Below are 26,709 nucleotides of genomic sequence, written 5' to 3'. Positions count from 1 at the left end.
ATGGTTAAGTGACTAAGCGTACACGGTGGATGCCTTGGCAGTTGGAGGCGATGAAGGACGTATTAACTTGCGATAAGCCTAGTCAAGCTAGTAAAAAGCGCTTGAGACTAGGATTTCCGAATGGGGAAACCCACCTGCTTGCAGGTATCGTTAACTGAATACATAGGTTAACGAGGCGAACGCGGAGAACTGAAACATCTAAAAACAAAGACCCGTTTGGGTTGTATGGTTAAGTGACTAAGCGTACACGGTGGATGCCTTGGCAGTTGGAGGCGATGAAGGACGTATTAACTTGCGATAAGCCTAGTCAAGCTAGTAAAAAGCGCTTGAGACTAGGATTTCCGAATGGGGAAACCCACCTGCTTGCAGGTATCGTTAACTGAATACATAGGTTAACGAGGCGAACGCGGAGAACTGAAACATCTAAGTACCCGTAGGAAAAGAAATCAACCGAGATTCCGAAAGTAGCGGCGAGCGAAATCGGAACAGCCCTTAAGCTTATTRTGTGTTAATGGAAGGCTCTGGAAAGTGCCACGATACAGGGTGATAGTCCCGTACATGAAAAGACATTTTAAGTGAAATCGAGTAGGTCGGAGCACGTGAAACTTTGACTGAATATAGGTGGACCATCATCTAAGGCTAAATACTCCCAACTGACCGATAGTGAACCAGTACCGTGAGGGAAAGGCGAAAAGAACCCCTGTGAGGGGAGTGAAATAGAACCTGAAACCGTGTACGTACAAGCAGTAGGAGCCCACTTGTTGGGTGACTGCGTACCTTTTGTATAATGGGTCAGCGACTTATATTTTGTAGCGAGGTTAACCGAATAGGGTAGCCGTAGGGAAACCGAGTCTTAACTGGGCGACTAGTTGCAAGGTATAGACCCGAAACCCGGTGATCTAGCCATGGGCAGGTTGAAGGTTGAGTAACATCAACTGGAGGACCGAACCCACTAACGTTGAAAAGTTAGGGGATGACCTGTGGCTAGGAGTGAAAGGCTAATCAAACCGGGAGATAGCTGGTTCTCCCCGAAATCTATTTAGGTAGAGCCTCGGACGAATACTTACGGGGGTAGAGCACTGTTAAGGCTAGGGGGTCATCCCGACTTACCAACCCTTTGCAAACTCCGAATACCGTAAAGTAATATCCGGGAGACACACGGCGGGTGCTAACGTCCGTCGTGAAGAGGGAAACAACCCAGACCGCCAGCTAAGGTCCCAAAGTCATAGTTAAGTGGGAAACGATGTGGAAAGGCCCAGACAGCCAGGAGGTTGGCTTAGAAGCAGCCATCCTTTAAAGAAAGCGTAATAGCTCACTGGTCGAGTCGGTCTGCGCGGAAGATGTAACGGGGCTAAACTATGCACCGAAGCTGCGGATTCAGAATTTATTCTGAGTGGTAGGGGAGCGTTCTGTAAGCGGTTGAAGGTGTACCGGGAGGTATGCTGGACGTATCAGAAGTGCGAATGCTGACATGAGTAACGATAATGGGAGTGAAAAACTCCCACGCCGGAAGACCAAGGGTTCCTATCCCATGTTAATCAGGGTAGGGTAAGTCGACCCCTAAGGCGAGGCCGAAAGGCGTAGTCGATGGGAAACAGATTAATATTTCTGTACTCGATATAATTGCGATGGGGGGACGGAGCAGGCTAAACAAGCATGGCGTTGGTAGTCCATGTGAAAGTGAGTAGGTTGGTGACTTAGGTAAATCCGGGTTGCTATTAAGACTGAGACACGAGACGAGTCACTACGGTGATGAAGTTGTTGATGCCATACTTCCAGGAAAAGCCTCTAAGCTTCAGATTATATGGAATCGTACCCCAAACCGACACAGGTGGTCAGGTAGAGAATACTAAGGCGCTTGAGAGAACTCGGGTGAAGGAACTAGGCAAAATCGTACCGTAACTTCGGGAGAAGGTACGCTCCTATCTGTGATGAGACTTGCTCTCTAAGCGGACGGGAGCCGCAGTGACCAGGTGGCTGGGACTGTTTATTAAAAACACAGCACTGTGCATTGATGCCATACTTCCAGGAAAAGCCTCTAAGCTTCAGATTATATGGAATCGTACCCCAAACCGACACAGGTGGTCAGGTAGAGAATACTAAGGCGCTTGAGAGAACTCGGGTGAAGGAACTAGGCAAAATCGTACCGTAACTTCGGGAGAAGGTACGCTCCTATCTGTGATGAGACTTGCTCTCTAAGCGGACGGGAGCCGCAGTGACCAGGTGGCTGGGACTGTTTATTAAAAACACAGCACTGTGCAAAATCGCAAGATGACGTATACGGTGTGACACCTGCCCGGTGCCGGAAGGTTAATTGATGGGGTTATCCTTAGGGAGAAGCTCTTGATCGAAGCCCCGGTAAACGGCGGCCGTAACTATAACGGTCCTAAGGTAGCGAAATTCCTTGTCGGGTAAGTTCCGACCTGCACGAATGGTGTAACCATGGCCACGCTGTCTCCACCCGAGACTCAGTGAAATTGAAATCGCAGTGAAGATGCTGTGTACCCGCGGCTAGACGGAAAGACCCCGTGAACCTTTACTACAGCTTGGCACTGAACATTGAACCTACATGTGTAGGATAGGTGGGAGACTTTGAAGMWGMGACGCTAGTTKTKKTGGAGTCGTCCTTGAAATACCACCCTTGTAGTTTTGATGTTCTAACGTTGGCCCCTGAATCGGGGTTACGGACAGTGCCTGGTGGGTAGTTTGACTGGGGCGGTCTCCTCCTAAAGAGTAACGGAGGAGCACGAAGGTTGGCTAAGTACGGTCGGACATCGTACGGTTAGTGTAATGGTAGAAGCCAGCTTAACTGCGAGACAGACACGTCGAGCAGGTACGAAAGTAGGTCATAGTGATCCGGTGGTTCTGAATGGAAGGGCCATCGCTCAACGGATAAAAGGTACTCCGGGGATAACAGGCTGATACCGCCCAAGAGTTCATATCGACGGCGGTGTTTGGCACCTCGATGTCGGCTCATCACATCCTGGGGCTGAAGTCGGTCCCAAGGGTATGGCTGTTCGCCATTTAAAGTGGTACGCGAGCTGGGTTTAGAACGTCGTGAGACAGTTCGGTCCCTATCTGCCGTGGGCGTTTGAGAATTGAGAGGGGTTGCTCCTAGTACGAGAGGACCGGAGTGAACGAACCGCTGGTGTTCGGGTTGTCATGCCAATGGCATTGCCCGGTAGCTACGTTCGGAACTGATAAGCGCTGAAAGCATCTAAGCGCGAAGCAGGCCTCGAGATGAGTTCTCACTAGACTTTTAAAGTCTCTGAAGGGCCGTTGAAGACTACAACGTTGATAGGCAAGATGTGGAAGTGGTGTGAGCCATTAAGCTAACTTGTACTAATTACCCGTGAGGCTTAACCATACAACGCCAAACGCGTTTTATGGCGAAGCAGGCCTCGAGATGAGTTCTCACTAGACTTTTAAAGTCTCTGAAGGGCCGTTGAAGACTACAACGTTGATAGGCAAGATGTGGAAGTGGTGTGAGCCATTAAGCTAACTTGTACTAATTACCCGTGAGGCTTAACCATACAACGCCAAACGCGTTTTATGCGACAGTTTGACAGAAGTTAATATGACTAAAGTAGATATTTACTGAAAGACTTAAAAAATATTATCAGATATTTTCCAAATTCAAGAGGTGACTCTTAGCGCGTAGCGTTAACATTGAGGCACCTTGCGCAAAGAAAATGGTAGCACTACGTGCTTGTCATTAATTCTTTGCACCTAATTTGCTTGGTGACAATAGCGTTTTGGACCCACCTGATTCCATGCCGAACTCAGTAGTGAAACGAAACAGCGCCGATGATAGTGTAGCATTTGCTATGTGAAAGTAGGACATTACCAGGCTTCAAATTGTAGAGAGCCCGATTCGAAAGAGTCGGGCTTTTTTACGTCTGGAGAAAAGTAAAATGTGCGCAATTAACACATTCATATCTCGATACAAAGAGAGTGTAGCATTTGCACTGTGGCTCTCCACCGCTGTGGGCACTACGACATCCTACTGCGTAGCGCACCGACCTCAAATTGTAGAAAGCCCGATTCGAAAGAGTCGGGCTTTTTTACGTCTGCAGAAAAGTGAAATGTGCGCAATTAACATCCACTCACACAACACCTATCACGTAGGTCGGGCGAGCGCAGCGACTCCTGACGTTAATTTAATCTTTTTTACTTTCTATAAAAGCTAATTACTCTCATTTCCTTAGATAACAAATTTAATTTTGCTTTGTTACTGTCTTTGATTTAGGATCAAATCAGTTTAAAACCAAGAACTAACAGCCTGTGTATAGATTATTAATTAGCGCCATATCCATTTTATTTTGTTTTTCTGTGTCGGCAGTTGAAGTAACTGATCTATATCAAGATATTTTAAAAGTGGATGACAAAACACGAGATATTCGATTAGCGGCGAGTCGCAAAGCTTTGCTTAATGTTTTAGTTAAAGTAAGCGGTGATGAAACTGCAGATCAAAATAAATTAGCGCAGCAACGTACTAAAGATATTTCTGATTATATGCTTAAGTTTGAATATGACGAGAGAGCAAACGGACAATTGAAACTCGTTGTTAAATTTGAAGCTCGAAAGATCAACGCGCTAATTAAAGAGTTAAACTTACCTTTATGGGGAGTACAACGTCCATTAGTCGCAATATGGTTAGGTATTGAAGACAATTGGCGCAGAGAATTAGTAACACAAGAAAGTTACCCGCAGTTAGAGCAGTTAATTTATGACAAAGCAGGGCGTCGTGGTTTACCTGTCGTTGTTCCATTACTTGATTTACAAGATCGACGTCTAGTAGGTATTCCTGAGGTATGGGGTAACTTTTCTGAACCAGTAGAAGAGGCCTCTAGACGCTACAGTGCTGAGCGAAGTATTACAGCAAGAATGTATAAAGAAGCAGATAGCGAAAATTGGATTTTAGATTGGCGTTTTACTAATGATGATCAATTTGATTCAAATAGATTAACGGGTGATAAACAGCAAATAGTTAGTCAGATGATTGACACCTTAGCTCGAGGCCTTGCAAGCGAGTATGCAATTGACCCAAATGCTTATTATGAACAAGCAACTGCTACGCTCACGCTAAAAGGCACACAAAGTTTTGTTGATATAGAATTAGCGAAACGAAGATTATTGAGCCTAAGTGTTGTAACACAAGTCAAAATTGTTCGTAAAACACCGGAATTTGTTGAATTTAAACTAAATCATACTGGTAACTTGAGTGATCTTAAAAAAGGGTTAGGGCTAGACTCTTCATTTAAAGATTATGAGGATCCACGCGCATTTTATCATGTTGTTGATAAAAATAGCTTAGAGTATCAATGGGTAACACCATAATGCTAATGTCTGAGCCGATGCAAATGGCACTACCGGTTACTTTACCGGATGACGAAACATTTGCATCGTATTTTGGTGGAGAAGACTCTTTGGAGGTTAATCACCTAAAAGATAGCTTTTCTAAATTAGCAAAAACTTTTCAGTATACATACCTATGTGGTTTAGGTGATTCGGGCAAGTCTCACCTTTTATATGCAACCTGCATTAAAGCACAAGAGCGTGGCTTATCTAATATGCTGCTGTCTATGCGCGAAGTAATTGACTTTGGACCAATGGTATTAGACGGTTTAGAAGCGTTAGATGTTCTATGTATTGATGACGTGCATTTAGTTGCAGGGAATGATGCGTGGGAAAAAGCACTATTTAACTTTTTTAACCGGTTTAACGAACCCGGTAAAATGTTAGTAGTAACTGCTGATTTACTTCCTAGCATGCTAAATATATCTCTGCCTGATTTAGAGTCTCGTTTAACGTGGGGAACAACCTTTCAAATTCGTTCTATGAGTGATGATGATAAAGCACAAGCACTTGTTAAGCGCGCTCACATGCGCGGCCTTGAATTAAGTGATGAGTGTGCACGCTTTTTATTAACCCGTTTAAGCCGTGATATGCGAGCTTTATTAGATGTACTCGACAAATTAGATCATGCATCCATGGCTGCACAGCGAAAATTAACTATTCCTTTTATAAAATCAACGTTAAAGCTGTAGTAGGTCTAGAATCTAGACCCTGCTTTCAGTTATCATAAGCTATTATCAGAGCGTGTTTACCTTTCCTGATTGGAATTTGTTTAACTTAAGGGTGCTTTAATCGCGTTGTGAGGACATTAGCATAGTTTTTATATGCAAAACCCAAACAACAAAGAAAATAGCCTTCAAGATAAACACTTCGAACAACACGTGTTTGGTCTATATTAGGCGTTATTGCATGACTTTTGTAGGAAACTACAGCCCAATGCTTGACCTTATTTAATAGCCAATCACACAGTTGAAAAGCAATCTTGAAAGGCCAACACGCTCTTAAGCAATCACCTTCTGTGAAAGATCAGGTATCGAATGAACTTAGAAAACATATTAGCGCAAGCACTTGAGGCGGTAGCCAGTGCCAGTGAAATAGCGCAGTTAGAAGATATCAGGGTTAATTACCTTGGTAAAAAAGGCGAAATCACTAGCTTACTTAAAACGTTAGGCAAAATAGCACCTGAAGAACGTAAAGAAGCAGGCCAAGTTATAAACCAAGCTAAACAAGATGTGCAAGTTGCTATTAACGAAAAGCGTGAATTGCTTGCAAGTAAAGCACTTGAAGAAAAGCTAGCTGCTGAAACTATAGATGTAACTTTGCCAGGTCGTGTTATGCCTACCGGTGGTTTACACCCAGTGACGCGCACTATTGAGCGTATAGAAAGCTTTTTTGGTGAGTTAGGTTTTGAAGTTAAATCTGGTCCAGAAATCGAAGACGATTTTCATAACTTTGATGCGCTAAATATTCCTGAGCACCACCCAGCACGTGCTGATCATGATACCTTTTATTTCAATCCTAAATTAGTACTACGCACACAAACTAGTGGCGTGCAAATTCGTACTATGGAAACTGAGCAGCCACCACTGCGCATTATTTCACCTGGACGTGTATACCGTAACGATTACGATCAAACACATACACCAATGTTCCATCAGGTTGAAGGTTTAATGGTTGATACCGATGTTAGCTTTACTGAGCTTAAAGGTATTTTGCATGATTTTTTACGTAACTTCTTTGAAGAAGATATGGAAATTCGTTTCCGTCCTTCATTCTTCCCATTTACAGAACCTTCAGCTGAAGTAGATGTTATGGGTAAAGACGGTAAGTGGTTAGAAGTACTAGGCTGTGGCATGGTACATCCAAATGTACTTAAGTCTGTGGGTATTGACCCAGAAAAATACACCGGCTTTGCCTTTGGCATGGGTGTAGAGCGTTTAACTATGTTGCGCTATGGCGTAAACGATTTGCGTGCATTTTTCGAAAATGACTTAAAATTCCTGAACCAGTTCCGTTAAGAGTGAAACAATAAAATGAAATTTAGTGAAAAGTGGTTAAGAGAGTGGGTTAATCCTGCTATTGATACGCAAGCTCTTTCGGAACAGCTTTCAATGGCTGGTCTAGAAGTTGATGGCGTTGAGCCTGCTGCTGCCAAATTTAATGGCGTAGTTGTTGGTGAAGTTGTTGAATGTGGACAACACCCTGATGCAGATAAACTTCGTGTTACCAAAATTAACGTAGGCGGCGATGAGCTACTTGATATCGTGTGTGGTGCACCAAATTGTCGTTTAGGTATTAAAGTTGCTGTTGCAACTGTGGGCGCTGTACTGCCTGGTGACTTTAAAATTAAAAAAGCCAAACTACGCGGCCAACCTTCAAACGGAATGCTATGTGCTTTTGTTGAGCTAGGTATTAGCGAAGAAGGCGACGGCATTATGGAATTGCCAAGCGATGCACCAGTAGGCACTGATTTACGTGACTACCTAGGTCTTGATGATAATATTATTGATGTTGACTTAACACCAAACCGTGGTGACTGCTTAGGTATAAAAGGCCTTGCTCGTGAAGTAGGTGTTTTAAACAGCATTGACGTAAATGTATTAGATATCCCAGCGGTTACGCCAACAATTGATGACAAAGTATCAATTGAGCTAGTTAACGAAGATGCATGTCCTCGTTACCTTGGTCGTGTGATAAAGGGCATTAACCTTCATGCAGAAACACCGCTTTGGATGGTTGAAAAGCTACGTCGCAGTGGCGTACGTTCAATCGACCCAGTAGTTGATGTTACTAATTATGTATTACTTGAACTTGGTCACCCAATGCACGCGTTTGATTTAAATGCGATTGAAGGTGGTATTAAAGTTCGTAGTGCAAACGCAGATGAAGAACTTGTTTTATTAGATGGTAATACCGCTAAATTAAACGACACAACACTTGTGATAGCCGATCATAACAAAGCACTTGCAATTGCAGGTATTTTTGGTGGTGAGCAATCAGGTGTTACAGATAAAACATCTGATATATTACTTGAAAGCGCATTTTTTAATCCTGTAGCAATCGCAGGGCAAGCACGTAGCTACGGTTTACACACTGATGCTTCACATCGTTATGAACGCGGTGTTGATTTTGCTCTACAACACGATGCAATGGAACGTGCAACAGCACTTCTTCTTGAAATTGTGGGTGGTCAAGCAGGTCCAGTCGTTGAAGCTGTTGCGGCTGATAAACTACCAAAAGTGACTGAAGTACGTCTTCGTCGTGCACGTTTAGACCGTGTTATTGGGCATCATATTGAAGATGCTAAAGTAACAGATATTCTTACGCGTTTAGGTCTTGATGTTAAAGTAGAAAATGAAAGCTGGAGTGCGGACGTACCAAGCTACCGTTTTGATATTCGCATCGAAGAAGATTTAATTGAAGAAGTAGCACGTGTTTACGGTTACAACAGCATTCCAAATGTTGCGCCAACTGCAAAACTTAAAATGACGACTCATAATGAAGCAACTATTGCGCTTAGCAAGTTCCGCAATACGCTTGTGACTCGTGGTTACCAAGAAGCAATTACATACAGCTTTGTTGACCCTAAAGCACAAGCTATTTTACACCCAGAGTGTAAAGCAATGGTATTGCCACATCCTATTTCAATTGAAATGTCAGCGATGCGTGTAAGTTTAATGCCGGGTTTATTAGCGTCTGTAGCGTATAACCAAAATCGCCAACAGCCTCGTATTCGTTTATTCGAACATGGTCTTAAATTTATAAGCGACGAAAGTGCAGAAAACGGTGTTTACCAAGTACCGGTTATTGGCGGTGTTATAACAGGCCTTGTAAATGGCGAGCATTGGGTTGAAGAAAAACGTAATGTTGATTTTTACGACCTAAAAGGTGATGTTGAAGCCTTACTTGCAATTACCAATGACATTACTCGCTTTGAAATTAAAGCCGAGCAGTCAGATGGACTTCACCCAGGTCAATCAGCAGTAATATATGTTGATGGCAAAAAGGTTGGTTTTTTTGGTGCTTTACATCCTCAAGCTCAAAAGTCGTTAGATATCAACAACGCAACTTTTGTTTTTGAAATTGAAATGTCAGCAATAGAAAAAAGAAATTTACCGCAAGCAGAAGGGGTGTCTAAATTCCCTTCAAATCGCCGCGACATCGCGATTTTAGTGGCAGACAGCGTTAAATCTGGCGACATTTTAAGCGTGATCGAAAAAGTTGGCGGAAATCAATTGGTTGACCTAAACTTATTCGATGTGTATAAGGGCAAAGGTATTGAGCCAAATTATAAGAGTTTGGCGATTGCTCTAACACTGCAAGCGGTTGATAGAACACTCGAAGAGAAAGATATCAATCTAGTAGTTGATAACGTGGTGGCCGAATTGGCCGAACAGTTTAATGCATCGTTGAGGGACTAGATATGGCGCTTACTAAAGCCGACATAGCTGAACACCTATTTGAAAAGCTCGGGATCAATAAAAAAGATGCCAAAGATTTAGTTGAAGCGTTTTTTGAAGAAATCCGCTCAGCGCTAGAAAAAGGCGAGCAGGTTAAGCTCTCTGGATTTGGTAACTTTGATCTTCGAGACAAAAAAGAAAGACCAGGCCGCAACCCGAAAACAGGCGAAGATATTCCTATTTCGGCACGTCGCGTGGTGACTTTTCGACCAGGTCAAAAGCTTAAAACCCGCGTAGAAGTGGGCACAAGCAAAGCAAAATAAAAAAAGGCAGCGTAAGCTGCCTTTTTATTTGCCTGAATAACCTAGTTGTTAAATTATACCAACCTGCATAAATTTTTGATAAATTTAACTAATTAAATTGCACTGTTACGTCGTTAAAAATTTTTATTTAGAACAACTAGATACAAAAATTTTGCCTAGTTCTAGCGTAATTTCCTTAACGTTAAATAGACCCCATACATAAGCCGATTGGTGTTAGTTTATTTTTGCGGTTATAAATTAAAACTCTCGAGGAGATACAAAATCACCTGCCATTATTTGCTGAAATGTTTGCTCTGCAAGTACATCTAGGCTATCTAAGCTTTTACCATTTGCGACTAATTTCTGCTCAATTTCAAACACATCAATATTTTCAATCCCCGACATTTGCGCTACTTTAGAAAATATATATGCGTGCTTAAATTTATCATGTTTATAAAAAAGACTAATAAGTGATGTATACACTTCCGGATTCGGTATGTTGTCTTTTTTATTGAGCTCAAGAGTTTTATAAAGTAAATCAATGGTTTTTTCATCATCAAACTTAATATAGTACGATGCTAAAAAAAATTGCATTTCGGCACTTTGCGTTACACTTTTATCATTTTCTATAGCCAATAATTTAGTCAACGCACTTTGGTTGTTATTTCGTGACCATTGGTAGTAGAGCAAACCTGGGTGGTTTGTATTTTGGGTATCTTGGTATAACCGAGTCATTTCTTTAATACTCGTTAATTGACCATCAATACGTGACGTTTTTTTAGCTTTTAACTTAATATGTTCAATTTTAGCGGCTAAAGTTATGCATTGGTTATAAGATTCAAAGTCTTTGAGTAATTGGTATTTATTTTCATCAGTAGGGTCTTTGTATTCAATGTAGCGTTTGATAATTACATCAGAACGCTCATCTTTACAGTGACTGTCTTTGTTTAAGTCGCTACAAAAGCCAGGTGTTTCTTTGCACACTTGTGCGAGTGTCAATGGCTCTTCACACCCTGCCAACGTTAGCAAACCCAATAGTACACTTGCTTTTTTAAGCATTCCTTAACCCCAAATGAATATTTACTTTGTTATTCTAACGCAATCATTTAACGCCTAACAGTAGAGAATAACTTCAGTTTAAATTAGAATAGCCCTGCCTGAAGTGCATTACTCTCAAAATATAGTGCATTTTTAAAGGCTATCCGTTCAAAATGATAAACTTAGGTAAATAAAATGACCTCATCTCACGAGTTAGAATACACAAATAGTTGGCAAGAGCGCCAAGATTACGCAGAAAGCATGCAACCAATCATTGGTAAGCTTTACCGTAATCGTGGTATCGAAATCGCTGTATATGGCCGCCCTCTCGTAAATGCCAGTACTATCGATATTATTAAATCTCACAAAACCGTTGCTCAGTTTGAAGGCACTAAATTACGTTTGCGCGAAAGCTTCCCATTTTTAGAAGCTATCGGCAAAATGGAATTAAACTCAGCACGTATTGATATTGGTAAGCTTGCATATAGTTATTTGTTCACTGAAGCCGCAAAAGGTCGTTCAGTAGAAGAGTTTGTAAAAGATGAACTTGCAGAAATAACAGACTCACCAGCGAAAGAGCCACGCGATGTAGTATTGTATGGTTTTGGTCGTATCGGTCGTTTATTAGCGCGCTTATTAATTGAAAAATCAGGTCCATATTCAGATTTACGTTTGCGCGCTATTGTTGTGCGTGGTGGTAAAGATGGGGATCTTGAAAAGCGTGCAAGCTTACTGCGTCGTGATTCAATTCACGGTCCATTCAATGGCTCAATCACGATTGATAAAGAACGCAATGCAATTAAAGCTAACGGTAGCTACATTCAAGTTATTTACGCTAACTCTCCTAGCGAAATTGATTACACTCAATACGGTATTGACAATGCATTAATTGTTGATAACACCGGTATTTGGAAAGACGAAGCGGGCCTTGGCCAGCATCTAGAGTGTAAGGGCGCTGCAAAAGTATTATTAACAGCTCCTGCAAAGGGTAATATCAAAAACATCGTATATGGTGTTAATAACAAAGATATTTTACCTGAAGATAAAATTGTTTGTGCAGCAAGCTGTACAACCAATGCAATTACACCAACGCTTAAAGCACTAAACGATAAGTTTGGTATCAATAATGGCCATGTTGAAACTGTACACTCGTACACGAACGATCAAAACCTTATCGATAACTACCACAAAGCAGAGCGCCGTGGCCGTGCCGCAGCACTTAATATGGTAATTACTGAAACAGGTGCTGCAAAAGCGGTTTCAAAAGCATTACCAGAGCTTGAAGGCAAGTTAACAGGTAACGCAATCCGCGTACCTACACCTAATGTGTCGCTAGCTATTTTAAATCTTAACTTAGCAACGAGCACATCAGTTGAAGAGCTAAACGCATTTTTACGCGACACAGCACTTCATTCAGACTTACGTGATCAAATTGATTACACTGCATCAACGGAAATTGTATCTACCGATTTAGTAGGTAGCCGTTACGCAGGTGTTGTTGATTCACAAGCAACGATTGTTGAAGATAACCGTATTGTTTTATATGTATGGTACGACAATGAGTTTGGTTACAGCTGCCAAGTAGTTCGTTGTATGCGCGATATGGCCGAAGTGTCATTCCCAAGCTTACCTCGCTAATTTATTTGCAGTGACTTAAAAGCCAGCATGTTGCTGGCTTTTTTGGTGGTGTATTATTTTTAAAGCGTATGCCTTGTGATAGGCTTTAATTAAGAAAGTGCACATTCGTTTTACTATTTATAAAATAATGTCAGTTCTGTGAATTAATAAGCAGATAAACTTATTCAACCTAAAGGTTTTTTCATGAAAATCAGCAGCAATTTCGACAGTGGTAATATCAAAGTTATTGAAGCCACCGATCCTTTAAATATTCAATTAGAAATTAATAAAGATCACCAGTCTGAATTTTATCAGTGGTTTCACTTTCGTATTGAAACAACACCTTACCAATTGCATAAGTTAAATATTAATGAGCTTGATAAATCAGCTTACCCAGATGGTTGGGAAGGGTATCAAGCCGTTGCATCATATGACCGCCAAACATGGTTTCGTGTACCATCAAGCTATGAAAATGGCACATTAAGCTTTGAAATTGAACCAGAGTGCGGCAGCGTATATTTTGCTTACTTTGCACCATACAGTTACGACCGCCATTTAGATCTATTATCTTGGGCACAAAGCCAAGGCGCTTGCCAATTAATAACGCTTGGTGAAACACTCGATGGCCGCGATATGAGTGTGCTTAAAATTGGTGAGCCAAGTGAAGACAAGAAAACCATTTGGATCACAGCACGTCAACACCCAGGTGAAACAATGGCGCAGTGGTATGTTGAAGGTCTACTGCACAAACTTCTTGATGACGAAGACCCACATGCAGCTGCGCTTTTATCAAAAGCAGTATTTTACGTTGTGCCAAATATGAATCCAGATGGCAGCGCACGCGGACACCTTCGTACTAACGCTAAAGGCGTTAACTTAAATCGTGAATGGCAAACACCAAGCATGGAAAATAGTCCTGAGGTTTACCTAGTACTAAATAAAATGCGCGAAGCTGGCCTAGATATGCACCTAGACATACACGGCGATGAAGCTATCCCATATAACTTTGTGGCAGGCAGTGAAGGTATTCCAAGTTACGATGAACGCTTAAAAGGCTTAGAAGATAGCTTTAAAGCTGCGCTTTTAACTATTACACCAGAATTTCAAGATGAGCATGGCTATCCAAAAGATGAGCCAGGTCAGGCTAACCTAACGGTAGGTTCATCAGCTACGGCTGAGGAATTCAAAGCATTAACGTACACAATTGAAATGCCATTTAAAGACAACAACGATTTACCTGATCCAGATTATGGCTGGTCAGACCGTCGCTCGTATCAATTTGGTCAAGATACATTAGCGGCTATTGTCAATGTTGTTGATGATTTAAGATAAAACGCTTATCTAAAAGGGTATCAATAGTTTTGATACCCTTTTTGCTTTTAATAAAACCCTTTGTATAAAAAATAATAATCATATAGCAGCTTTATTCTTAAAACGTTTTCAACGCTTCTTCGCTGCGTATCATCACCGTATCGGTACAAATCAATCTACTTTCATTTAAATACTACAGATGTAGTGCCTTTCGCCAAGTGTGTAATTATATATTTTGAAAATTAAGTGTTAACAAAGTTAGGTTACTTAAGTTAAGATTAATTAAATCATGAGTCGGGACGGGTGAGGTAAAACCTTATTTCGTAAAGTTTATGTAGCGTAGTAGCTAAAGCAGAGTCTCGTAATTAAAAATAATAAATATAACTATAGAGGATATCCATGGAAGCTTTTGTAAGTGCTGTTAATGATGTTGTTTGGAGTAATGCACTCATCTATTTATGCCTAGGCGCAGGCTTGTTTTATTCAGTATTAACTCGATTTGCTCAAGTTAGACATTTTAAAGAAATGTGTAAGTTATTATTTAGTCCTAACACGTCTGATAAAGGTATTTCATCTTTTCAAGCCCTTGCAGTCTCGTTATCTGGACGTGTAGGTGTTGGTAATATCGCAGGTGTTGCAGCGGCTATTGGTTTTGGCGGGCCAGGCGCAATTTTTTGGATGTGGGTTGTTGCTTTTTTAGGCGCAAGTACCGCATTCGCAGAGTCTACTTTAGGCCAAATTTATAAAACAGAAGAAAACGGGCAATATCGTGGTGGCCCAGCGTATTATTTCGACCGTTGTTTAGGGCAAAAATGGCTAGCTATTTTGTTTGCTGTTTCGGCAATTATTGCCTGTGGTGTTTTTCTACCTGGTGTACAAGCAAATGCGGTAGGTAATGCGTTTACCCAAGTGTTTGGCAATGGCAACATGGTTTCTACTAGCTTTGGTGATGTAGGTAGCTTTAAATTAGTCGCTTTAGCAATCATCCTTATTGTTTTAGCGTTTATTATTTTTGGCGGTATAAAACGTATTGCGAACTTTACGCAAATAGTAGTGCCATTTATGGCACTGGGTTACATAGTACTGGCACTAATCGTGGTATTTTTAAATTTAGATAAAGTGGGCGATATATTTTATTTAATTATTAATGATGCATTTACTGCGCAGGCAGGTTTTGGTGCTGCTATTGGTTGGGGCGTTAAACGTGGTATATATTCTAATGAAGCTGGCCAAGGTACTGGGCCTCATGCAGCAGCTGCAGCAGAAGTTGATCACCCAGCTCAACAGGGTTTAGTACAGGCTTTTTCTGTTTATGTTGATACCCTCTTTGTATGTACTGCAACAGCATTAATGATTTTAATAACGCAGCAATACAACATTGTGGGTGAGCTACCAGCAGGGCAATTTATTGTACAAAATGTCGATGCAGCGACTGAAGTAGGATCAGCAGCCTTTACTCAAATGGCTTTATTTAGTGTATTTGGCAGCTTTGGACAAGCATTTGTCGGTATTGCATTGTTCTTCTTTGCCTTTACCACAATACTTGCTTATTACTTTATTGCAGAGACAAACATTGCTTACTTAAATCGTTACTTTAAAGGCAATATCCCGCTTGTTCTTGTGAAATTTGTGATTATGTTTATGGTTGCATACGGTATGGTTAATAATTCAGGTTATATTTGGACTATTGGAGATATTGGCGTTGGCTTAATGGCTTGGATTAACATATTGGGTATTTTAGCTATTTTCTTTGTAGCTAAGCCTGCTTTGTTATGTTTGAGCGATTATGAGGATCAGAAGAAAAAAGGCGGAAAAATCACATTTGACCCAGTTAAATTAGGGATTAAAAACGCCTCGTTTTGGGAAAAGCGTCTAGAAAAACAGTCTAAAGACGCTGAGTAACTAAACTTAGTGGGCAACTTATAAAATTATAGCCCCTAAATCAGTTGTTGGTTTGAATTCAAAAAAGACAACGAGAAATAAAACAAGTACAATAAAGGCGCCGAAAGGCGCTTTTTTTATGCGTAGTATGGAGAGAAGTATGGCGATTATTCGTTGCCCAAAATGTGCAAAATCAATTTCAGATAAACATAAGCAATGTCCGCATTGCGAAAGCAACATTGCAGAGCTAAACGACGAGCAAGTTTTACAACTTCAGCGCGAACAGCGAATTAAAAAAAAGCAGATGTTTATAAATCACTCCTTTTTGGCGCTTATCTTATTTTTAGGTGGTTTTTTCTGTTTGTACTTTTTACAACCGCAAGAAGAAACACTTCAGTGGTATGCTTTCACTGCCGCAATAGGCATAGGCTGTATCTGGTACCTTATAAATCGTATTATTTTAGTGACTCTAAAAAAGAAAAAATGACATGAATATTGACAATCTTGTACAAAATATTACTCCCGAATTATTCGAACGCTTACAATACGGTGCTTCTACTGGCAAGTGGCCAGATGGTACCGTTTTATCAGATGAACAAAAGCAACAAACAGTGCAGTTGGTTATGTTGTATCAAGCAAAGGTGGCTCAATCAAACGAGCAATTTACGATTGGTGCTAATGGTGAAATGATCCAAAAGACAAAAGCTCAACTACAAAAAGAATTCAAATCAGACAACGAAATAGCTAGGTTTAGTGAACATGATCTTTAAGCACCTTTTTACACCTAAGTGGAAACACCCAAAGCAACAAGTACGTCTTGATGCTATCGAAAAATTAGACATTGAACGTGATGCAACCATATTAAACACGTTAGCACTTGAAGATAGCTCCGCTGAAATTCGCCGTAAAGCACTGCAAAAGGTAAACAATTTGCCACTTTGGTGGAAAGCGTATAAACAAGATCAAGCATTAAAAGATATAGCAGAGCTGCAAATATCTAATGCTGTTTTAAATAGCGAAAGTACACTAACAGCGCAAATCAAAAGTGAATACATAGAGCGTTTTGCACCTGTTAAAACACTCGAAAAGTTAGCATTTGCAGAAAAAGAACTGCAAGTACGCGTTAAATTATTAAAACGTTTAGCAAATCCAAAGTTAGTAGAAAAAGCATTTAAAGAAGGTAGCGAAGAGCTACAAACTCAGTTAGTTGATCTTGTTATTACCCATCAATTAATTAAGCCATTAGTAAAACATGCAAAAGGTGATGCAAAAGCAGAACTTGAAACACATATTGAAAATGAGCGTTTAGCAATTGAAATGCCACTTCAGGTTGAAAGTGCAACACGTGTTATTTTAGCTAAGTTAAATGCTTTACGTGAAAAAACAGATTTTGGTGTTGTAAATCCACAAGCCGGCGATTTAATGGCACAGTGGCAAGCACTTGAGCTTAAATGGTTAAGCGATGAGCGCGTTAAGCTGCTTGATGAAAAATATATTTCTATTACTACTAAGCTAGATGCACACATTGAACAGCTAAAAGCAGTACATGACAAAGAGCAGCAGCAATTAGCGCAACAACAGCGTCAATTATTAGCACTTGCAACACTTGAAGCTTTGGGTGAAGAAATTGAAAATGCCTTACAGCTTGGCCTTGAAACGCCAGAGCAAATTCAACAAGATTGGCTTGATGCAAAAGTAGCGCAAGCTAAGCAAGCTATTAGCGAAACAGAACTTGCTAATAATGCACAATCGAAACTCGCTGTAAGCAAGTTAGAAAAGTTATTTACTCAAGTTGCTAAGTTACCCGAGTTAACAACGGCTATTAAAGAGTACAAACTCGCTTTTGCATCATTATGCGAGATTAAACCAGCAGAAGATTTAACGCAATACGATGCAACGCTAACTGAATTTAATAATGGCTTTAAAGCAGCGCGTAATCATTTAAATATTTTAGATGGTGCACTGCAAAGTACATTTAAAACACAGTTAAATGCGCATAAAAAGCAATTTTTAGTACCAATGAATGAGCTAGTTAAGCCACTTGAAAAAAACCAAAGCCAAGCAAAACGCAAAGCCCGTGATGTTAAACGCCTAATTGAAGAAGGTCGTTTTAATGTTGCTTTTGGTGTGTTTAAAGGCTTTGAAGAGTTATTTGATACACTTACTGAGCAATACCAGCAGCCACTTGTAAACATAAAAGCAGACCTTGAAGCGCAACTTGCGGATGCTAAAGATTGGCAAAAATATGCAGCAGCACCAAAGCGTAAAGCTTTATTAGAAGAAGTAAGTGCATTGATAAGCGAAGAGTGTACAGACCCACAACAACGTGCAGAGCAAGTAAAAGCGCTACGTAAACGTTGGAATGAGTTAGGTCGTTTAGATACAGATGAAGAAAAGCAACAAGGCGTGCAATTTGATGAACAAATCGAGCTGTTATTTGCGCCTTGTCGTAGTTACTTCGCAGAGCAAGAAGTACAACGAGAAGCATCTAAAGCACAGCGTGAAAGTATTATTAACGACATGCATGCGCTCCATTTACAGCCAACTGCTGAGGATGACTTTGATTGGAAGCAATATGAAAGCCAATACAATCGTTTAAATAAAGCGTGGCGCAGTGTGGGTAAGGTTGACCCTAAGACATACCGTACACTAAACGATCGTTATAAAAATGAGCAACAACAAGTACTGGCTTTATTAAACGCATTTCATAAAAGTAATGCAGCACTTAAAAATGAACTAGTGGAAAAAGCGCTGCAATTATCACAAAGCGAAGATTTAGCGGCTGCTTGTCAAGAGTTGAAGCAAATGCAGCAGCAATGGCAAACCATTGGCTTTGCTGGTTTAAAGGCTGAAAATGCGTTATGGCAGAAGTTTCGTCAGTATAACGATGAAACATTTACTAAGCGTAGTAGTGAGTTTGAGCAGCAAAAACTCGAGCAAAACGAGTCTGATAAACAAGCAATTGCAGAACTTGCTGAGCTTGAAGCAGCACTTAGTGATGTTAATCAAAGAGCACAGTTGCACGACCTAGAAACAAAAGTGAAAGGGTACACGCAATTTAGATCGTTAGCGCCAAGGGTTACTAAGTTACTAGCTGCTATTGACGATAAACTTGCATTGCTTACAAGTAAATCTGAGCAAGCTAATTTAGATGCATTAATTACTGCACTTGAGAATAATGAAGCGTTACCAAGTCAGTATCAAGCACCGCTTAAAACAACATTAAGTAAAGAGCAACTTATTACGCGCATGGAAATACTAGCGAACGTAAGTTCAACCGATAAGTCACTTAGAATGGCAGAGCAAGTAGCCATGCTAGATGACAAACATCGTGGCGATCATGCTGATTTAAACTATTATTTAAAACAGTTATTAGCGCTCAGTGACGGTTCAGTTGAACCTGACACACTAACGCGACTTAAAGCGACACTTGCAGCTTAATAAAACCAGCATAAATGTGCTGGTTACTATTTTAATAAGCCGCTTTAATAGCGGCTTTTTTATGTACCACTAATTTATAAACAAAAGGGTTCTCATGAGAATTTTAGTTATTATTGCAGCGTTATTTTTAACAGCCTGTAATACTACGCAAGGCATATCAGTATATTCATTTACTAACTCTGAGGTTGAATCTGTACTGGGTAAGCAATTACCAAAGTTAAGTGAAAAAGTAAGCTTAATGGGTTTACCGGTTCAGTTTGATGTAAACGACCTAAGTGTAAATATTGGACCTGATAACCGCGATGTTGTTGTGCTTGGTGCCGATTCGAGCGCTGAGATTAATGCATTCGCACTTAAGTATCCAGTGCGTTTAAAGCTGCAAATTGAAGGTAGCCCATTTTACGACAGTGAGAAAAAAGCAGTGTTTTTACGTAATATTAAATTACTTGATTCGAGTGTAGATGCCGGTGGTTTTAAAGGCAATATAGGTGCACTTGATAACCAAGCAATGGATGTTATTAATGCTTTTTTAGCGGTTAACCCAGTTTATACATTAAACATGGATGACCCTAAAATGATGCTACTTAGTAAACTTCCACTTGATATGCAAGTGGTTGAAGGCGCAATTAAGCTAGTACCTCGTCTATAAGTAGATCTACCTACTTACAATATACGTATTAATTAGCCTGACTTTCAGGCTAATTAGGTTTTAATATTATGGCGGCTCCTCGCACTGTTCCCACTTCTCGGCTTTCCCGTTTTGCAAAATTAGGCTCACTTGCCACAGGTGTTGCTACCAATATGTTAGTTGATGGTGCTAAGAGCGCGCTAACGGGTAAAGGTTGGGATAATAAAAGCTTACTACTACAGCCTAAAAATATTGAAAAACTAGCCACACAGCTATCACACTTGCGTGGTGCAGCAATGAAGCTCGGGCAATTGCTCTCAATGGATGCCGGTGATTTACTTAGTCCTGAATTGGCTCAGTTACTTGCTTTACTTCGCTCAGACGCGAATCCAATGCCTCATAAGCAGCTTGTTGAAGTATTAAAAGAGCAATGGGGGGATGACTGGCTAGCGCGTTTTTCTCACATTGAGTTAAGACCTTTTGCAGCGGCTTCTATAGGGCAAGTACATTTAGCTTATAAAGAAAATGGCGATCAGCTTGCTGTTAAAATCCAATACCCTGGTATTGCAAAAAGTGTAGTAAGCGATGTCGATAATGTTATTTCGTTATTAACGATTTCTCGATTATTGCCAAAAGATTTAAATATTAAACCACTTATTAGTGAGGCTAAAGCGCAGTTATTAGCCGAGGCTGATTATAAGCGGGAAGCGCAATATTTAATACGGTATAAACATGCACTAGCAAGTAATCCCCACTTTAAAGTGCCTAACGTATATCCAGAGCACAGCACACAACAAGTACTGACTATGGAATATATAAACGCAGAGCCTATTGAGAGCATTACAGAGCTACCAGATAGTCAAAAAAGCTTTGTTGCAGAGCAACTTATTGATTTGTTTTTTAAAGAAATGTTTGAATTTAAACTCATTCAAACCGATCCTAACTTTGCCAACTTTCATTATCAGCTTGATACACAAAAAATTGTTTTATTTGATTATGGTGCAACGCGAGCAATATCATCTGAGCTTAGCTGCGCTTATTTAGATTTATTTAAAGCGGGTAGTGAAAACAACAGAGAAGGTGTACTTAAAGCGGCTTCACACATTGGTTATTTTAAAAATGACTTAGTTGATGAGTATAAAAATAATGTTATTGATTTATTTTTAATGGCGTGCGAGCCACTAAGAGTAAATGGCGAGTTTGATTTTAAAAACAGCGAACTCGCGCTCAAAATTAAAAATGCAGGGCTTGCCCTTAGTGCGCAATCTAAGCAATGGCATACACCGCCCGTTGATGCGCTATTCATTCATCGAAAACTTGCAGGACTTTATTTAATTGCCGCAAGGCTAGGTGCAAAAATAGATGTAAAAACGTTATTTAAGCACTATTTATAGCTTTTTAACTTACGCGTAAGTGCACTTTAAGTAATGAGTGCACTTAGCGTATAAAATTGCCATAATGCTCGCGATATTTCGCGAGGTGTATTTATGATAAAACAATTTTTAAACGATCCTAAATTATTGCTAAACGCAGTAGGTGAGGGCATATACGGTTTTGACCTATCGGGTAATGCGGTGTTTGTTAACCCTGCCGCTGAGCGCATGACAGGCTGGTGCGCTGAGGAACTATTAGGTAAAAAAATACATCAATATCATCACCATACTCATGCTGATGGCACACCTTATCCCGCTAATGAATGCCAAATATATTGCACCATGTTTGACGGAAAACGTCGTGAAGTTAAAAATGAAGTTTTTTGGCGTAAAGACGGTAGCTCATTTGCAGTGGAATACACCTCAACACCGGTTTATCAAAATGATGAGTTAATTGGTGCTGTAGCGGTATTTCGCGACATATCACTGCAACAGCAAACACAAAATGCTCTGCAAGAAGCACTTACTCAAGTAAAGCATTTAAGTGAGCAGCTAAAAGATGAAAACAACTACTTAATTGCAGAACTTAACGAAGATTGGCAAGACTCAGGGCTAGTTGGACAAAGCCATATATTTCAAACCATGTTAGATCAAATAAAACTGGTAAGTGAAACCGACAGCACAGTGCTTATACTTGGCGAAAATGGCACGGGTAAAGAATTAGTAGCTCGTAATTTGTATCGGCTAAGCAAACGTAGCGAGCAAGCTTTTATAAAAGTAAATTGCGCTGCATTTACACCGAGCTTGCTAGAGTCGGAATTGTTTGGCCATGAAAAGGGCGCGTTTACAGGTGCCAATGAACGCCGTAAAGGGCGCTTTGAGCTTGCTGACAAAGGCACCTTGTTTTTAGATGAGATAGCAGAGCTTCCACTTGAGGCGCAAAGTAAATTACTGAGAGTCCTGCAAGAACAAGAGTTTGAACGCGTAGGTGGTAGCAATACGTTAAAAGTAAACATTAGAGTAATTGCAGCGACTAATCGCGACCTGTGGGAAATGGTACAAAAAGGCACGTTTAGAATTGATTTGTATTACCGGCTAAATGTATTTCCTATAAAAGTACCCGCCCTTAAAGATCGAAAAGAAGATATTCCTTATTTATGCGCTAATTTAATTGCACAGCTAAATAAGCGGCTCGGGAAAAACTTAAAAGGGCTAAGTAAAAAAGCAATTACGCAGCTGCAGGCTTACGATTGGCCAGGCAATATTAGAGAGTTGCAAAATGTACTTGAACGCGAAGCTATTTTATCTAATCAAGCGGTACTTCAGCTAAGCCAGCCTTTGCAAGCGGGTGGTGAAGTCGTTATTAATCCCTCACTTACGCTCGATGAAGCGCAAAAGCAGCATATAATCTCTGTTCTTGCGTTATCGCACTGGCAAATATCGGGTGATAAAGGGGCGGCAGTTAAATTAGGCTTACCTGAGAGTACACTACGCTCAAAAATGCGAAAGTTAGGTATTGCTAAAAATTCGTGATATATCGCGAATTTCGCTTTATATCGCAAGTTTGTCTTTTGTTTTTTAAAATAATTTCTTTAATATCAATGAAGTAATTAAAGTTTCAGCTTGGTCTGAAAGTTGCAAATACTTGCTTAATACCCGTCATTATGAAGCAAGTACTATGAAGTTTGATATTAAAGAAGAAGACATGATCATTAAGCCCTATAACACCGAAGGGCCAATTTATATCCGTGAGCAAAAAGGATTTTTTCAGCGCATACGCCGTAATTTAGGTTGGCTGTTAATGCTAACTTTTATTGCAATACCGTGGATTCAATATAACGGTCAACAAGCTGTGCTGCTTGATGTGGCAACGCAAACTTTTACTATTTTTGGTTTAACACTCCTTCCTCAAGATTTTATGATTTTAGCCCTGCTATTCATGGTGGGGGCTTTTGCGTTATTTTTTGTAACTAACTGGCTTGGTCGGGTTTGGTGTGGATATACGTGCCCGCAAACAATTTGGATGCTTATGTTTTCGTGGGTAGAGCAGCGCATAGAAGGTACACGAAATCAGCGAATTAAATTAGATAAATCTCAGTGGACGTTAAGTACTTGGCGCAAAAAAATTACTAAGCACAGTGCGTGGATTGTTATTTCAGTTTTAACCGCCACCTCGTTTATGGCGTATTTTATTCCAGCAAAAAGTTTGTATATGGAAATGCTTACATTTGAATGGTCAGGTATTACGAGCTTTTGGGTGTTTTTATTCGCTTTTTGCACCTACGGTAATGCAGGGTTTTTACGCGAAAAAATGTGCACAATTGCTTGCCCGTATTCTCGTTTTCAGGCAGTGATGTTTGATAAAGATACGTTGCTTGTTACCTATCATAGCGAGCGTGGTGAAAGCCGTGGACCACGTAAACGCAAAGCCGATCCAAAAGAGCTTAACTTAGGTGACTGTGTAGACTGTAACTTATGTGTAGAGGTATGTCCTGCAGGTATAGACATTCGAAATGGCTTGCAGTATGAATGTATAAACTGTGGCTTATGTATTGATGCTTGCGACGATACCATGAATAAGTTTGGTTACGAAAAAGGCTTAATTAAATACGCCAGTGAAAAACAAATGGAGGGTAAAAAAACCAATCCATTTAGATTAAAACTAGTAGGATACGGCGCACTAACGGCTTTGTTAATCATTTCTATGTTTGCATGGATGCTGCAACGCACACCAATAGAAGCCTCAGTACTACGAGATAGGAATGCGCTCTACAGAGTGAACTACGAGGGTCTGGTAGAAAACCCTTATACACTTACTATTATTAATAAAACGCAGCAAGCACTGCATTACAGTATTGCCATAGAGGGCTTGCCAGAAGCAACACTCTCAAGTCCAAGTTCTACACTTATACAGCCAGGTGCAATGAAAAGAGTTCCTGTAACTGTAACAGCCGATGGTTACAATATTGCGCACAAAGTGAGTAAGTTACAATTTGTAGTAACAGCGCAAGAAGATGCCAGCATTACTATAACCAAAGACAGCCAATTTTATAAAAATTAGTACAGTATATAAGCTCTATATAAACAATGATTTGAGCTTTACTTAGCTCAAGTCATTGTTTAATTCATTTAAAATAAAATGCTTTGCCGATTCTAGATTATCAAAAAGACAATCTTTGAAAGAAACGTCTCTTTTGGCGTTTTGCATTATTCGTTGCATTTGGCTTATAGCAATAGGTGATGTAAGCACAAACGCGCTAATTAAACAGTTGTTTTGCTGCATGCTGTGGCTTATGGCTACCATTTCTTGCTCGGCCTGTGGGGTTGCAGCTACAACGTTTGATGAGTCACTTATATAACCCCATTTCTCGCCTTTAAATGATTGAATGGTTTCAAAAAGTGCTGTTTTAAAATTACTTAAAAGCTCAAGTTCTAGGTTTCCGCTAAATTGTGCAATAACTATATTGCCTTCTAGTGATAAATTAACGTGTCCGTTTTTATTCTCGTATTCCATCAATACTTCCTAAATTAGCTTTTTATTTAAATTTAGTTTAGCAGCCAGCAGGATATAAGCGGCTGCAAACACACTAAAGTGCTTTAATATAGTTAAGTGCACTTTTAATAACCGCTACCTGAGCCAATATACATTCTTCATCTGTGGCTGTAGGGCTATCAGGATATACCTCTGTAGTGGTTACATAAGGGGCATCAGTAAAGCCCATACATAAACCAAGGTCGCGTGCTGCGTAATTAATAACGCCAAATTGCTCTTGAGGCACACCTATTAGCTGGTTGTTTTCATCGCTCGGTGCAATGTGCGTAACCTTTGCTACATCTTCGATAATTACTTTTTGAAATTTAGGCTCAGGCTTATTGGTATCGGCCACTAAATAAAACCCATCAGGTATATTCCAATTAGTGTTTGTAGTGCCTTCACGGGCAGCAAGTGCGGGTCTAAATTCACTGTTATCGCTGTCGGTTGTTTCGTGTAAATCAATATGAGCGATTAAGTCAGTACCTAATGATTTTACGAACGCCATAATAGCGGCTGATTCTTGAGCTGGGCTTCCCTCGTAAAATGAGCGATTAGGATCAATAGCGTCTGGGTTCCAGCGGTTTATTGTTTCATATCCCCAAGGGCTAATGCAGGGGGCAACAATAATATTAAACTGTTCGCAATATTGTATAGCGGATGTTTTAGCAAACCTAAGTGCGCCATGTACGCCACTGGTTTCGTAGCCATGTACACCACCGGTGATTAAAACAGTTGGTTTATTGGCATTAAAGTTAGGCGTTTTTAATATATATAATGGGTAAGTACCAGCGGCGTAATTAAGCTCGCCGTATTGCTCTATATCTAAGGTGCTTTTAAGGTCATTAATTAGCGTTACGACTTCGTTTTGGTAACTGCGTTTAATGTTTTGGCGTGCTAACCACTGGGCTTTATCGTTGTTATTCCATTTTTTGCCTGGTGTGCCAATAGGGTATGTGCTGTTAGTCATAATAAACCTTTATATCAATTGTAATTAGTTCTCCTATAAATAAGGAGGGTAATTACAATTGGTAAAATTACTTAATAAAGGCATAGCTTAACGCTGAGTAAATTAGCGTGCAAATTAAAACGTTAAAGTCATATTTTTAATAGCACGTGATTGCTGGGCTTTAATATAACTTTGATTTGCGAGCTCACCTGAAATACTACCGAGTCGTTCACGTTTTACACTAACTGTTAAACTACACGTTTTACTTTGATCTACTTGCGAGCTGCTAAACATATCTAAGCTTTGCAAATCTATTTCAAGGCGTGAAGTACTAAGCGTAAAAAGCGTTGATTGTAAAAGTGTTTCATTATTATTGTTAGTGCAGATACTGCTAAGTTCTACTTGATTAGTACTATTAGGATCAGTGCCATCTAGCTGAACTGTAAGGGGGTTACTAATATTAAAAGTTTGATTGTTACTCGGCGTTAAAATAATAAAATTTAAAGGTAGTTCCACAGCTGAGTTCGCATTTATGCCATCGTTTCGTTTAAATTTTATATCAAACTGTTGGTTATCGTCAGTGGCATTTATATATGCTTGGTAATCAACGTCTAAAATGTCGGTATCTTTTGTAAGTACAATAGTAGTGTTATTAACAACAGCTTGTAATGAGTCGCTGTCGCTTAAAACAATATTTGAGCCCTTAGCATCTCCCGCATTTAGTTCTGCGTTAACACGCGTGCGGTTACCGTCAGAAACCAGTTCAAAGCCTGCCCAAATTCCTTTTGTTTTTACTAAATTCGACTCTGTTTCTGACGTGCAAGCGCATAATGCTAAAATTAAAGCCGTTGTGGTAATGCATTTTTTAAGCATGTTAGC

The 26,709-nt window shown here is 40.1% G+C and carries 19 protein-coding genes and 2 rRNA genes; 17 read left to right on the top strand and 4 right to left on the bottom strand.

Annotated features, from left to right (window positions below; all coding sequences use genetic code 11):
* Positions 1–227: 227 nt before the first annotated feature.
* From EU510_RS06000 to ihfA, 7 genes are all read left to right on the top strand, one after another.
* Positions 228–3,367 (top strand): 23S ribosomal RNA (locus EU510_RS06000).
* Positions 3,368–3,737: 370 nt separating this feature from the next.
* Positions 3,738–3,852 (top strand): 5S ribosomal RNA (rrf, locus tag EU510_RS05995).
* A gap of 432 nt (positions 3,853–4,284) precedes the next feature.
* On the top strand, positions 4,285–5,340 hold the full coding sequence (locus tag EU510_RS05990; RefSeq protein WP_149592670.1) for a DUF2066 domain-containing protein: 1,056 nt from the start codon (positions 4,285–4,287) through the stop codon (positions 5,338–5,340).
* Positions 5,340–6,050, top strand: coding sequence for a DnaA regulatory inactivator Hda (gene hda / locus EU510_RS05985; protein ID WP_002960693.1), 711 nt, complete (start codon positions 5,340–5,342; stop codon positions 6,048–6,050). Before EU510_RS05990 ends, hda begins: the two co-directional genes overlap by 1 nt.
* A 345-nt stretch (positions 6,051–6,395) precedes the next feature.
* A complete protein-coding gene (gene pheS / locus EU510_RS05980; protein ID WP_039486289.1) occupies positions 6,396–7,376 on the top strand; it encodes a phenylalanine--tRNA ligase subunit alpha in 981 nt (326 codons plus the stop codon).
* Between the two features lie 15 nt (positions 7,377–7,391).
* Positions 7,392–9,779, top strand: coding sequence for a phenylalanine--tRNA ligase subunit beta (gene pheT / locus EU510_RS05975; RefSeq protein ID WP_149592669.1), 2,388 nt, complete (start codon positions 7,392–7,394; stop codon positions 9,777–9,779).
* A 2-nt stretch (positions 9,780–9,781) separates the two neighbouring features.
* Positions 9,782–10,081, top strand: a complete 300-nt coding sequence (ihfA, locus tag EU510_RS05970) for an integration host factor subunit alpha (protein WP_002960690.1) — start codon at positions 9,782–9,784, stop codon at positions 10,079–10,081.
* 237 nt (positions 10,082–10,318) lie between these two features.
* Here the strand turns inward: ihfA and EU510_RS05965 are convergent, their stop codons facing one another.
* Positions 10,319–11,119: a DUF2989 domain-containing protein gene (locus EU510_RS05965; protein WP_024596170.1), complete on the bottom strand. Its 801-nt coding sequence runs from the start codon at positions 11,117–11,119 to the stop codon at positions 10,319–10,321.
* A 174-nt stretch (positions 11,120–11,293) separates the two neighbouring features.
* Between EU510_RS05965 and EU510_RS05960 the strand changes: the two genes are divergently transcribed.
* The 10 genes from EU510_RS05960 (at position 11,294) to ccoG (ending at position 24,410) form a co-directional block, all read left to right on the top strand.
* Positions 11,294–12,736 (top strand): glyceraldehyde-3-phosphate dehydrogenase, encoded by a 1,443-nt coding sequence (locus tag EU510_RS05960; RefSeq protein WP_149592668.1) that lies wholly within the window; start codon positions 11,294–11,296, stop codon positions 12,734–12,736.
* Positions 12,737–12,919: 183 nt separating this feature from the next.
* Positions 12,920–14,047 carry a carboxypeptidase family protein gene (locus EU510_RS05955; RefSeq protein ID WP_149592667.1) on the top strand — a complete coding sequence of 376 codons (1,128 nt, stop codon included), beginning with the start codon at positions 12,920–12,922 and terminating at the stop codon, positions 14,045–14,047.
* Positions 14,048–14,425: 378 nt separating this feature from the next.
* Entirely contained in the window at positions 14,426–15,928 is a 1,503-nt protein-coding gene (locus tag EU510_RS05950) for an alanine/glycine:cation symporter family protein (RefSeq protein WP_149592666.1), read from the top strand.
* 139 nt (positions 15,929–16,067) lie between these two features.
* Positions 16,068–16,394, top strand: a complete 327-nt coding sequence (locus tag EU510_RS05945; protein WP_149592665.1) for a hypothetical protein — start codon at positions 16,068–16,070, stop codon at positions 16,392–16,394.
* 1 nt (position 16,395) lies between these two features.
* A complete protein-coding gene (locus EU510_RS05940) occupies positions 16,396–16,677 on the top strand; it encodes a YeaC family protein (protein WP_007378333.1) in 282 nt (93 codons plus the stop codon).
* A complete protein-coding gene (locus EU510_RS05935; protein ID WP_149592664.1) occupies positions 16,667–19,348 on the top strand; it encodes a DUF349 domain-containing protein in 2,682 nt (893 codons plus the stop codon). The genes EU510_RS05940 and EU510_RS05935 overlap by 11 nt, the downstream gene beginning before the upstream one ends.
* Before the next feature lie 94 nt (positions 19,349–19,442).
* Positions 19,443–19,997: a DUF1439 domain-containing protein gene (locus tag EU510_RS05930; RefSeq protein ID WP_149592663.1), complete on the top strand. Its 555-nt coding sequence runs from the start codon at positions 19,443–19,445 to the stop codon at positions 19,995–19,997.
* A 68-nt stretch (positions 19,998–20,065) separates the two neighbouring features.
* Positions 20,066–21,370 (top strand): ABC1 kinase family protein, encoded by a 1,305-nt coding sequence (locus EU510_RS05925; protein WP_149592662.1) that lies wholly within the window; start codon positions 20,066–20,068, stop codon positions 21,368–21,370.
* Between the two features lie 93 nt (positions 21,371–21,463).
* Positions 21,464–22,882 carry a sigma-54 interaction domain-containing protein gene (locus tag EU510_RS05920; protein ID WP_149592661.1) on the top strand — a complete coding sequence of 473 codons (1,419 nt, stop codon included), beginning with the start codon at positions 21,464–21,466 and terminating at the stop codon, positions 22,880–22,882.
* A 145-nt stretch (positions 22,883–23,027) separates the two neighbouring features.
* Entirely contained in the window at positions 23,028–24,410 is a 1,383-nt protein-coding gene (gene ccoG, locus EU510_RS05915; protein ID WP_149592660.1) for a cytochrome c oxidase accessory protein CcoG, read from the top strand.
* Positions 24,411–24,452: 42 nt separating this feature from the next.
* On the opposite strand, the gene EU510_RS05910 is transcribed toward ccoG, so the two are convergent.
* The 3 genes from EU510_RS05910 to EU510_RS05900 all read right to left on the bottom strand — a co-directional run bounded on the left by EU510_RS05910 (position 24,453) and on the right by EU510_RS05900 (position 26,703).
* A complete protein-coding gene (locus tag EU510_RS05910; RefSeq protein ID WP_149592659.1) occupies positions 24,453–24,863 on the bottom strand; it encodes a hypothetical protein in 411 nt (136 codons plus the stop codon).
* 73 nt (positions 24,864–24,936) lie between these two features.
* On the bottom strand, positions 24,937–25,851 hold the full coding sequence (locus EU510_RS05905) for a M14 family metallocarboxypeptidase (protein ID WP_149592658.1): 915 nt from the start codon (positions 25,849–25,851) through the stop codon (positions 24,937–24,939).
* Positions 25,852–25,965: 114 nt separating this feature from the next.
* Positions 25,966–26,703 (bottom strand): hypothetical protein, encoded by a 738-nt coding sequence (locus EU510_RS05900; protein WP_149592657.1) that lies wholly within the window; start codon positions 26,701–26,703, stop codon positions 25,966–25,968.
* Between the last annotated feature and the right edge of the window lie 6 nt (positions 26,704–26,709).

It is taken from the genome of Pseudoalteromonas sp. FUC4 (assembly GCF_008370255.1).
Lineage (GTDB): Bacteria > Pseudomonadota > Gammaproteobacteria > Enterobacterales > Alteromonadaceae > Pseudoalteromonas.
Note: the sequence above shows the minus strand (reverse complement) of the source record. Positions and strands in the feature narration are given on the sequence as shown.